This window comes from Candidatus Cloacimonadota bacterium (assembly GCA_020532085.1).
Taxonomy (GTDB): domain Bacteria; phylum Cloacimonadota; class Cloacimonadia; order Cloacimonadales; family Cloacimonadaceae; genus Syntrophosphaera.
In genome coordinates, this window is the sequence record JAJBAV010000015.1 from 49756 (window position 1) to 61416 (window position 11661).

Consider the following 11661-nt stretch of genomic DNA (forward strand, 5'->3'; position numbering starts at 1 on the left):
ATCTGTGAGCCTGGGCTGGGGTTTTGGGGGAAAATGAACTGATTCAGCTTTTCGGCAATCGAGGGGCTTACGCGCCCTCGCTATCATTCTGTCGCCTTCCGGGCTGATTTCAAGCTGAGCAGTTTCACCCACCTGATGTGAAAACGAGCCTTTTTTAGCCCAAAAAAAAGCCCGGCAAAACCGGGCTTCATCATTATTTGAGACGTGGTGGCTCAGATTTTCAGGTTGAGGGCTTCCACCACCTGTTTCTGGAGTTCGGGTTTTTCCTGGAGGTCGCTGCCCATAAGGTAATCGCGGCGCTGCTGGAAGCGGTCTTTCAGCAGTTCCTGGTATTTGTCCAGGTTGCCACGTTTGGCAGGATCGTAGAGGTCGTAATAGCCAGGGAGGATCTTTTCTACGCTCTCGCGGGTGGGGATCATGGCGCCGGGCAGGGCGGCCCAGGGTTCCCACTGCAGCTGGTCGAGCAGGATGGCGGTCTGGAGGGTGAGCGAGGTTTTGAGCGGAATGGCTTCCAGCGCGTCGTCGGATTCTTTCCAGTAGCCGCGGGAATTGAAGCAATAGAAATCCGCGCCATTGTCGGCCACATGGATGAAGGCCTCAACGTCGCGATAGAGTTCATAAACCCGGAAGGGATTGGCGAAAGGCTCGAAAACCAGTTTTTTAAGGTCTTCCTCGGTGACGTTCTCGGCGCGGTTGCGCTGTGTCATGAGCGCGGCGCCCATGGCGATGGCGAGATGTTTGTCCGCCAATTTGAGGATGGGCGGCAGCACGGAATCCTTCATCAGCCAGACCAGGGCTTTGGGGAAGGCGCAGCGGTTCACGTAATTTCCCAGCAAAGCGCGGTCGAGCAGGGCGCGGCCGTTCTGGTTGCGGGTGTCCTGACCCACGGGAAGCCGTTTGCCATCGAGGTTCAGAACCGTGTGGTTCATCACGGCGAGGGTGTATTTCCAGTCCGGATGGTCCGGCGGGCGGCTGTCCGTCTTGTCGAAGAGGGTTGGTTCCCACACGCGGCAGATCTTGTTCTCAAGGTCGATCTGGAAGGCGTCGTCGTGCAGCACCACTTTGGAAACTCCCGCTGGCATGGTGCCGGCGTTGTCGTGGCTGTTCGTGTGGGAGGATTTTCCCGTGCCGGAAAGGCCGTAGAAGGCGATGGAGCGCTTGCCGAGGGCGTGGAATCGGGGGTCATTGCAGGTGGAAAAGTCCAGTTCCTTGATGCCGCCGTGGCAGGCCGCCATGCCAATGCGGATGCCGGAAGTCCAGGCCAGGGTGAGGGTTCCTTTCTTGCGTTCGCCGAAATAGCGCATGCCCAGGTTGACGATCACGTTGTGTTTTTCATCCACGAGGGCCAGCTGAGGCGCGCCAACGTTGTTGTAGAAAGGATCGTCGCAGGTCCATTCGTTGAAAGCGACAATGATGACATCCTGGATGGGCAGTTTGGGGCTGGCTTCATACTGCTCTTTGAGCTGCTCGTAGGGCGCGAAGTTCAGCAGCCAGTTGTAAACGTTGGCCACGTCGCTTTCCGTGGTGATGAAGGTGGCTTTCAGCATCAGATCCTTGTCCATGCCAAGGATCGCCTCCGCCTTCACCAGCGGATAATGCTGCATTTGCCAGACGGCTTCGCGGAAGTCGCCCTCCAGCTTGTTTTTCTTGCTGGCATCAAGGCGGTGATAGAACCGGCGGGCCTTGGCGGTGCGGCCAATGATGTTGCCGTGGCAGTCGTCCAGCACCTTGGCATCGGCTGGAAGACCGTGCAGTTTAACGAATTCAGGATAGACGGGAAGGTCGGTAACGGTTACGCCGGGTTGTTTTTTTGCCATTTCATAGGCTTCGCGGATGTCGATCTTGCGCACGTTGTGAGAGTTCATGAGTGTCTCGGCGATGGCGCGGATGGGAGACATCTCTTTCAGGCTGCCGTAGTATTCGGCACTGCTTTTGCTGGCCATGTTTCCTCCTGGGATGGCTTTATTTTATGTGTTTATTATCAGTTCAGGGAGCGGATCAGATCACGCCGAGTTCCTTGCCGATGGCGCGGAATTTGTCCAGGGCGAAATCCAACTGCGCGTTGGTGTGGGTGGCCATGAAGGACGTGCGGATGAGACAGGAATTCGGTGGCACGGCCGGGGGCACCACGGGATTGATGAAGACACCCTCCTCGCCGAGGCGTTTCCACATTTCAAAGGCGACCTGCATCTCGCCCACATGCAGCGGGATCACGGGCGTGCAGGACGTGCCGGTGTTGTAACCCATGGCCTGGAACTCTTTCAGCATGTAGTGGGTGATCTCCCAAAGGCGTTCGATCCGCTCGGGCTCCGACTCCATGATCTTGAGGGCCGCCAGCACGCTGGCCGTGGAGGCCGGAGGCAGCGAAGCGGAGAAGATCAGGGCGCGGGATTTGTGTTTCAGATAGTGGATCACATCCTCGTCGGCGGCGATGAAGCCACCCACGGAGGCCAGGGATTTGCTGAAGGTCCCCATGATCAGATCGGTTTCGGCGGTGAGGCCAAAATGCGCGGCGGCACCAGCCCCCCTGTTGCCCAAAACGCCCAGGGAATGGGCTTCGTCCACCATCAGGCTGGCACCGTATTTTTGGGTGAGTTTCACGATCTCCGGCAGGTCGGCGATGTCGCCTTCCATCGAGAAGATACCGTCCACGATGATCAGGCTGTTCTTGCCTTCGATCTTTTGCAAAACCCGCTCCAGGGAGGCCATGTCGTTGTGGTTGAAACGCAGCATGGTGCCCAGGGAGAGCGCGCAGCCGTCGATGATGGAGGCGTGGTCGAACTTGTCGGTGATCATGAATTCGTCTTTGTTCACCATCGCGGAGATGCAGCCCACGTTGGCCTGATAACCGGTGGGATAGGCCAGGGCGGCACCTTTGCCCACGAGGCGGGCCAGTTCCTCTTCCAGCTGGATGTGGATGTCCAGGGTGCCGTTCAGGAAACGCGATCCGGCACAGCCGCTGCCGTATTTTTTCACCGCGGCGATGGAGGCTTCCTTCACCTTGGGATGGATGGTGAGCCCCAGATAGCTGTTGGAGCCCAGCATCAGCATTTTCTGGCCGTTGCAGATCACCTCGGTATCCTGTTCCGAAGATATTTCGCGGAAGTAGGGATAGTAGCCGGAGGCCATGGCGCGCCTGGCGTCTTGGAAGGAGTAGCATTTGTCGATCAGACTCATTTATACCTCATATCAGATGATGCGGAATTCTTTCAGGTTTTTTTGCAAAGCGGTGAGCAGGCTGAAGCTCATGTAAACCAAAGGCACGGAGAGCAACATGCCGAACACGCCGCCAAAATAGCTGCCGGCCAGCACGGTGAGGATCACCAGCAGAGGGTGCATTCTCATGGTTTTACCGATGATGGCGGGATAGACCACATAGTTGTCGATCTGCTGCACCAAAAACATCGCCAGGCCCATCCACAGGATCGTTATCGGTTCCATTCCGCTGAACAGGATCACCAAAGCGGCGAGGATGCCTCCCAGCCAGGGACCGATGTAGGGAATGATGTTGGTGAGGCCGGCTATGGCGCCGATCACCACGGCGTAGGGCACCCCCACCAGGCTGAGCACGAAAGTGGACATGATGCCCACGGCGAGCATTTCCAGCAGGATGGCGCGAAGATATCTGCCCACGTTCTCGTCGAATTTCCGGAGCAGGATCAGGGTGATCTCGAAATATTTGTTGGGCACCAGGCTCATCATGCCGCGACGGATGGGTTTTTTGTCGCTGAGCAGGAAGAACGAAAAGATGGGCAGCATCAGCACCATGGCCAGGGTGCCGAGAATGGGCTGATAGTTGGAGATCAGCAGCTGGGGAAATTCGCTGACACTGGTGACGGCCGTCTGTAAAAAAGTTTCGAAGCGCGTGAGCAGACTCATCTGGGGAACCGAGCGGTCGAGGTTTTCCACCAATTCATGCAGCGACCTGAAGCCCGGCAGGTCCAGGATGGTCTGCAGCAGAGGCCGGTCCGTGCGGCTGAGCAGGGCCAGGAACTGGTTGCCTTCCCTGATCAGCATGGGCACGTAGGTGACGATCAGCCAGGCCAGCAGCCCAATGGTGGCCAGATAGACGATCAGCGTTCCCAGCCAGCGCGGCACCCGTTTGTATTCCATCCAGGTGATCACGGGGTCCACGAAATAGGCCAGCACCAGCGCCAGCAGCAGATACATCAGCAGCGGGCGGTAAAAAACGAAGGCCAGGGCGCAGGCTGCCAGGATGATGAGCGTGAAGATGAGGCGATTCCAGTTCATGAGTAGGTTCAGCGGGCGTGATCCCGGATGAAGCCGCCCATAAAACAGCAACAGGCTTGCAGCAGTTTCACTCCGAGGGCGGGGTCGCGGGTCAGAATTTCCTGCAGATCGTCCTCTGAGAGGGCCTTCAGTTTCAGGTCTGTGAGGGCTTTGGCGCTGCTGAGGCGTTTTTTGCCTGAAAACAGGTCCAGCACCCCAACGAACTGGTTTTTCTTCAGCACGGTGGAGGCATCACCGTCAAAAAGAGGCGTAAGCTCCATTTCACCGGATTCCACAAAATAGATCACCTCCAGCGGGTAACCGCGCTCAAACACGCTCTCCCCCGCGCGGAATTCCCGGCTGTGCAGAAAACTCGCCACCAGAGAGCGCTGATGTGCGTTCAGGTCTTTGAAAAGCGAATAGCGCAGCAGATGTTTATGCTCATCCCGGGGGTTGAGCAGGCGCTGGAACCATAGCAGTAGTTTTGAGGCCAAAGTGTTCTCCTTCAAGTGCTGATCAGGGGCACGAATGTGCAGCCGCCGTGTTCGCTGGTGGTGTAGCCTGCGGCGGTGCGGACTACTTTGTGCAGTATCTGGTAATAGCCCTGGCCCACCGGTACCACCAGGATCCCCTCCGGGGCGAGTTGTTCCTTGAGGCGCGGGGGGATCTCCGCGGCCGCGGCGCTCACGACTATCTTGTTGAATTCCTTGAAGGCCGGATAGGCTTTTTGCCAGCCTAGGGCGCCGTCGCCGATGCGGAAATGGATGTTTTTGTAGCCCTGTTCCTTAAGCAGGCCTTGGGCTTTGAGAGACAGGGCTTCCAGCCGCTCCACGGTGCAGACGGTTTGCGTCAGTTCTGCCAGCAGAGCGCTTTGATAGCCGCTGCCGGTGCCGATCTCCAGCACCGTGTCCGTCTCCTTGAGTTCCAAATATTGCAGCATGATGGCGATCATCAGCGGCTGGGAAATGGTTTGGGCCAGTTCGATGGGCAGCGGCTGGTTGCGGTAGGCATAATCCCTGTACTGCGGAAGCACATAGACCTCGCGCGGCACCTTGGCGAACGCGGACAATACCCGTTCGGCGGTGATCCCTGAACGGGCCAGGTCCTGCACCAGAAGAGCGCGCTGGTCTTCAAACCGCATCAGGCCTTCTCAAACTGGAGCAGGTAATTCGTCTCCAGCCATTCCAGGATGCCAGGAAATGCCTCGCCGTGGGTGAGGCTGATGCCCAAAGGCGTGATGGAGATGTAGTTTTCAGCGATGGCCTCTGCGTCTGTTCCTTTCTGGATCTCCCAGGCGGGAAGGTCGCCACCGATGCGGTAAACAAAGCCGTCTTCAAGTTCTTCGACCACCGTGATGAAATTGTAATATCTGCGGTGCCCGGTGTTGGTGAGCCGTACCCCCCGGACCGCTTCAGGGGTAGTGTTGGGAAAATTGATGTTCAGGATGCCGCGCTCGGGAATGAGGGCGTCCACCCCCAGTTCCAAGAGTTTCACCATCCAGCCGGCGGCGGTGTCAAAGTTCTGGCCCTGATAGGAATTGATGGAAACGGCGATAGCCTTGTAGCCGAAGAGGCTGGCTTCCAGGGCGGCAGCCACCGTTCCGGAGTAGAGCACGTCCTCGCCCATGTTCTGGCCGGCGTTGATGCCGGAGATCACCAAGTCCGGCGCTTTGGAAAGGATCTTCTGGGTGGCCAGCACCACGCAATCCACTGGAGTGCCGTCCACGCTGTATTCGTTGGGCTGCAGCTCTTTCATCCGCAGGTCCCGGCGCAGGGTTATCGAATGTGAGGCAGCACTGCGCTCGCGGTCCGGGGCCACAATGGTCAGTTCGTGTCCGGCCGCCTTGAGGTGCGAAGCCAGGACCCTGATGCCCGGAGCGAACACTCCGTCATCGTTGCATAACATTATCTTCATTACATTACTCCATAAATCTCGCCTTGCGCGGGTTCAGCGCATGTACACCAGCACCACGGCCAGAATGATCGCAGCCATGGCCAGAAACACCCAGTGCTCAGCTATGAAGGTCCAAAATGTGTGCCGGTGGCGGCGTTTACGCCGTAGTCCTCCGGCTGACACGTGGACGTTCTTTTTCGCTCCCAGCTTGGGAATGGGCAAGCCGCGTGTTTTATTATAAGCCTTTTCCGCCTCCGTAAGCCACTTCACTTTGCCGTCACCCATCCGGTAAGGTTTGTAACCCAGTTCCTCATAGTGCTTTTTATGCACCGCGGGAACGTCTGTGATGCTTGCCGGATCTAGCTCTTCGACTATTTCGAAGCGTTTCGTGTTCATATGGTATCCTTTGAAAAAGTACCTAAATTTGGGTAAATAATTCTGTCAAGCACTATCTCAGGCAGGCCTTGCGCCTGTTTTCCCGGGGAAGATTTGCATGGGGAGGGAGGCGAAAATCTGCCCCGGATGGGTGAAAGATGACCGCTTTTTCGGATCCGGCCCCGGGGGAGGCCCCAAGCTGAATTCCATCTTGGCACAGAAATATTGAGTTTAGGCTTGAAAATTGTATGCGGGAGGGGCAGAATTTTGTTTTCATGGAGAACCACTGAAATGCCCAAACGACCCTTGCTGATCCTTATAACCCTGCTGCTGGCCGCGGCAATATTTCCCGTTCTTGTATGCGCCGACCAGATTTTGCCTGGCGACCAGCTGCAGATCTACGGCCGCTTCACGGAAACGCCGCCGCCGGTGGGTCCCGTGCGCCCCATCGCGGAGTTTGAGCCCGCCTCCCATGTACTGATCCGCTATCCGCTGGGCATTCCTCTTACTCTGGTGGAGCAGCTTTCCAACACCGCGGAAGTGCTCTGCATCGTTTCTTCGGCCTCGGTGCAGAATACTGCCGCCACCGCTTTCAACAACGCAGGCGTGAACATGGCCAACGTGGATTTCATGATCGCGGCAACGGATTCATATTGGACCCGGGATTTCGGGCCCTGGTTCATTTTCGACGGCAACGGCGATTACGGCGTGGTGGATTTCAAGTACAACCGGCCCCGGCCCAACGACAATCTCATCCCCCAGGTCTTCGCCACCCAGCAAGACTTGGCCTACTTTGGCATGAACCTCTACCAGACCGGTGGAAACTACATGTGCGATGGCCTCAACACAGCCGCCCAGACCACCATCGCCTACACGGAAAACCCCAGCCTCACCCAGGCCCAGGTTGCGCAGAAAATGCACGACTATCTGGGCATCGAAAACTTCCACGTGCTGCCCGATCCCAACAATACCTACATCGACCACATCGATTGCTGGGGTAAGTTTCTCGCCCCGGACAAAGTGCTGATCCGCAGCGTGCCCGGTTCTCATTCCCAGTATGACGAGCTTGAGCAGACTGCGGCCTATTTTGCCGCTGCCAACTGCGCTTGGGGCTATCCCTACCGGGTCTACCGGGTCAACACTCCGCAAAACCAGCCCTATACAAACTCCCTGATCCTGAACAAAAGGGTGTTCGTGCCAATCATGAACAGCACCTACGACGCGGCAGCCCTGCAGGTCTATCAGAACGCGATGCCCGGATATGAGGTCATCGGAGTTACAGGCTCGGGTTCGGCACCCTGGGAATCCACCGATGCCCTGCACTGCCGCACCCACGAGATCCCGGACCAATATATGCTGGAGGTCAGGCACCAACCGTATCACGGCGAGTACGAGGCCTCTGCAGGGTGGGCCTTCAGCGCCGGGCTGATCCCTCACAGCGGGCAAGCCCTGATCGCCGATTCCGTCTATGTGGCCTATAGGGTTAACCAGAACGCCTGGCAGACCGCATTACTGACATACAACTCCGGAATCGATTACGGGACAACCCTTTCCGGTTTCGCCCCCGGTGACACCATCCGTTACTACCTCCATGCCGCTGATCAATCCGGCCGCAGAGCTGACCACCCCGTGTTCGCAGAACTGGACCCTCATGTTTTCACCATCGCAGGCGACACCGAGGCCCCCGTTATCCTGCACAACCCGCCCACATCCATCGCTGGCGGCGAACACGTCTTTTCCGCCCTGGTTTCCGACAACATTAACGTGAGCGCCGTCCATCTCCGCTACCGGACAGACGAAGGCCCCATCACCGAACTACCGATGATGACGGATTCCGAGACCCCACCGAACCAATGGTGGGTGGAGCTGGACCTGCAGTTCGAACCCGGGGACGCTATTTTCCATTACCAGATCGAAGCCCGGGACAACGCCAACCCGGCTAATGTTGCCACCTACCCCTTCCCCGGCGAATGGCTGAACATCCCGATCGACCCAGTGAACATGTCTGACGAAAATATCCCCCAACCTGAATCTTCTTCATTGCGGATTTATCCCAATCCCTGTCATTTTGGTTTATCTGGTTCTCTAACAATAGAATGCAAAGGTGTGGTAGATACTACACCTATGTTGAATATTTTCAACAGCAAGGGCCAGCTCGTTTACCGGGATGGACGGCCGCGTTCCTTTAGTGATGGGATCAGCTTTGTCTGGAACGGTTACGACCTACGGGGTAGAAAAATGGCTCCGGGAATTTATTTTCTGCGCTTGGATACCGATGACATCTCACTGTCCCGCAAGATCTTGATCATGGATTAGAACCCTGTGGAAATTTATCAACAGCAGAAAAACGAAAAAACTCAAAAAAAACGCTTGACAGAATACCCGGAATTTCTTCGAATGAAGTCAGCCTACAGACCCTACATAGAATGCCCTCCGAGCAGTGGGGATACCGCCCGGTATTCCCCACTGTATTTTTTTACGCCTCATTTGGAGCTAAAATGAAACCAACCATCCTGACCCTGGCCCTCATCCTGTTATCTTTCACCCTCTTTGCCGGTGCACGTTTGGTGGCCCGCATCGACCATCCCTCATCCGCCACTCTGGACCGTTTTTTGAACGACGGCGCGGACATCGCCGCCTACCGACCCGGCGCTTGGCTGGACCTGGTGCTCACTCAGGAGCAGTTTGAGCTTTTAAAAAAGGAATTCCCAAGCCTGCGGACAACCCAAACCGAAGCTCAGTTGAAAACCAACCTCCAGCCCACAAAAGACATTCCCGGTTATCGCAACTACAGCCAGATACTTTCGGAGCTGACCCAACTGCAGACCCAGTATCCCGGCCTGATGCAATTTTCCAGCATCGGCGAGAGCTGGGGCTCCATCTACGCCGCGGAAGGGACATCCTACTACCAGAATTTTGACCATGAACTGTGGGCCGTGAAGGTATCCGCCAACGTCCAGATGGAAGAAGACGAGCCGGCCTTCTACTTCGTGGGCGAGCATCACGCGCGCGAACCTTTATCCACGGAAGCCTGCATGGGAATCCTCATCCACCTGCTGGAAAACTACGGCTCTGATCCCGTGGTTACTGACATTCTCAACACCAGCGAGGTTTGGATCGTTCCGCTGCTGAATCCCGACGGCCACAAGATCGTGCTGCAGCAAACAGACATCTGGTGGCGAAAGAACCTGCGCGACAACAATGGCAATCACAGCTTCAACCACCAAAGCTACGGTGAGGGATTGGATGGAGTGGACCTGAACCGCAATTACAGCTGGCATTGGGGCTACACCAGCGCTACCGACGACCAGGAATCTGCCACCTATCACGGCCCCGATCCCTTTTCTGAGCCGGAAACCCAGGCCTTGCGCGACTTTCTTCTCTCCAAGTCCTTCCTCGCCGGGATCAGTTACCACACCTACGGCGAATACGTGCTCTATCCTTATGGTTACGTGGACGGAGTCGCGGCCCCGGACCAGATAGAACTGGCTTTCCTGGCCGAAGACATCGCCACTTTGCTGCCTTCTCAAGATTACGGAACCTACGCTCCCGGACCCTCCTGGGGTTTGTATCCCGTCAGCGGCGGCCTGGATGACTGGATGTACGGAGAAACAGGCGCTTTCGCCTATACCATCGAAATGGCCACCCAGTTCATTCCTCCGGCCTCCCAGGTACCCCAGATCGTACAGCATCAGGTGAATGGCGCTCTGGCCCTGCTGCAAAGGAAAAACCGCAATACCCTTAGTGGGCACATCACCGACGCCGTCACCGGAGAGCCCCTCTCCGCCTTGGTCCTGGTGGATGGCATCGACGACCAGCCAGTGTATCGCAAGCCCCGCTCTTCCGATCCGGAATTTGGGTCATACCATTATTTCCTGCCCGCCGGCTACCACACGGTTCATTATCTTTGTCCCGGCTACGCCACCCAATCTCTCACGCTCTATGTTTCCCCGGATGGGCAGACGATCCAGGACATAATCCTCTCACCCACTCCATCGCAGCAATTGGAGATCCTGGTCCAAGACGACTTTTTTGAGCCGCTGCCGGGGGCCACGCTTCACTTTGACGATATTCCGCTGCTGGAATACGTTTCCGGAGCCGACGGCAGCATCACCATCCCGGATTTTTACCCCGGGGATTATCGCCTCACCCTCTCCAAACCGGGATACGAAACCTTGAAGCTAAGGCGGGAAATAGCCTGCACCTCCATCACTCTGCGCCTCACCGGCCTGCCTGTGATGACGGACGATTTTGAGCTCAACTTGAACAACTGGGTGAGCACGGGAGCCTGGGGCCGCAGCAGTTCCGAAGCCTTCGACGGCAGCTACAGCCTTGCAGACAGCCCTTCCGGCAACTATGCCAACAACGGAAACTCGGCCTGCCGGCTGGCCACACCGCTGAACCTGCAGGGGGTTCAGAACGCCAACCTCCAGTTCCAGTTGAAACGCTCCCTAACCCTCGACGGAGACAACTTGATCGTGGAGGCCAGCACCGACGGCAGCAACTGGATCGTGCTGGGTTTTTACGAAGGTTCTTCCGATTGGGAACTCCAATCCTACAATCTGAACAGCTTTGCCGGCCACGATCTGCATTTCCGCTTCCGCCTGAGCACGACTTCCTACGGGTCCTCCAACGGGGTCTTTATCGACGATCTGAAGCTGTATCTAAACGCAGATGTCTCCGCCGTCTCCGACCCCAGCCTGCCTCCCCCCGCGGTTTCCCTCTCCGCCGGACCCAATCCCTTCTCCACCGCCACCCGGATCACTTTGAAAGCGTCCACCCCACAGGAAAAAGTAATGCTCGGCATCTACAATCTGAAGGGGCAGCTGGTGAAAAACCTGGATGCCTACAAGCTGGCCCAAGGCAGCCTGAACCTGACCTGGGATGGCCGGGATGATTCTGAAAGACCGGTAGCCAGCGGGATCTATCTGTTGCGGCTCAGCGGACCGCAGGGACCTCTCGCGTCGCTCAGGCTGGCCAGGATCAGATAAGCCACCTGCCCGCCCCCATTAGTATGGGCACTCTTTCAAATCGGTTGGGTAATACAAATTCCATGTTGACAAATCATATATGTTGCTTATTTTGTCTCCAGAATCTAAATTCTGGAGGCGAGATGCCACGACCAAAAGACCAATCGTTGCAGGAGGTATTCCTGAAAGCGGA

The 11661-nt window shown here is 56.8% G+C and carries 9 protein-coding genes; 2 read left to right on the top strand and 7 right to left on the bottom strand.

What is annotated here, in order from left to right; all coding sequences use genetic code 11:
• Positions 1–212: 212 nt before the first annotated feature.
• Genes LHW45_05610 through LHW45_05640 form a run of 7 tightly spaced genes read right to left on the bottom strand, consistent with a single transcriptional unit; the run spans position 213 to position 6519 of the window.
• Positions 213–1943, bottom strand: a complete 1731-nt coding sequence (locus LHW45_05610; protein ID MCB5285050.1) for a phosphoenolpyruvate carboxykinase (ATP) — start codon at positions 1941–1943, stop codon at positions 213–215.
• 55 nt (positions 1944–1998) lie between these two features.
• Entirely contained in the window at positions 1999–3177 is a 1179-nt protein-coding gene (locus tag LHW45_05615; protein MCB5285051.1) for a pyridoxal phosphate-dependent aminotransferase family protein, read from the bottom strand.
• Between the two features lie 12 nt (positions 3178–3189).
• On the bottom strand, positions 3190–4251 hold the full coding sequence (locus LHW45_05620; GenBank protein ID MCB5285052.1) for an AI-2E family transporter: 1062 nt from the start codon (positions 4249–4251) through the stop codon (positions 3190–3192).
• Positions 4252–4259: 8 nt separating this feature from the next.
• The gene (locus LHW45_05625; GenBank protein MCB5285053.1) at positions 4260–4724 is read right to left on the bottom strand and encodes a cyclic nucleotide-binding domain-containing protein; all 465 of its coding nucleotides are present in this window, start codon (positions 4722–4724) and stop codon (positions 4260–4262) included.
• 11 nt (positions 4725–4735) lie between these two features.
• Entirely contained in the window at positions 4736–5371 is a 636-nt protein-coding gene (locus tag LHW45_05630; protein MCB5285054.1) for a protein-L-isoaspartate(D-aspartate) O-methyltransferase, read from the bottom strand.
• Positions 5371–6144: a 5'/3'-nucleotidase SurE gene (gene surE / locus LHW45_05635; GenBank protein ID MCB5285055.1), complete on the bottom strand. Its 774-nt coding sequence runs from the start codon at positions 6142–6144 to the stop codon at positions 5371–5373. The genes LHW45_05630 and surE overlap by 1 nt, the downstream gene beginning before the upstream one ends.
• A gap of 33 nt (positions 6145–6177) precedes the next feature.
• Positions 6178–6519, bottom strand: coding sequence for a hypothetical protein (locus tag LHW45_05640; GenBank protein MCB5285056.1), 342 nt, complete (start codon positions 6517–6519; stop codon positions 6178–6180).
• Between the two features lie 270 nt (positions 6520–6789).
• Between LHW45_05640 and LHW45_05645 the strand changes: the two genes are divergently transcribed.
• Together LHW45_05645 and LHW45_05650 are read left to right on the top strand one after the other, a co-directional pair.
• Positions 6790–8814 carry an agmatine deiminase family protein gene (locus LHW45_05645; GenBank protein ID MCB5285057.1) on the top strand — a complete coding sequence of 675 codons (2025 nt, stop codon included), beginning with the start codon at positions 6790–6792 and terminating at the stop codon, positions 8812–8814.
• A gap of 182 nt (positions 8815–8996) precedes the next feature.
• Positions 8997–11489, top strand: a complete 2493-nt coding sequence (locus tag LHW45_05650; GenBank protein ID MCB5285058.1) for a hypothetical protein — start codon at positions 8997–8999, stop codon at positions 11487–11489.
• Positions 11490–11661 lie beyond the last annotated feature (172 nt).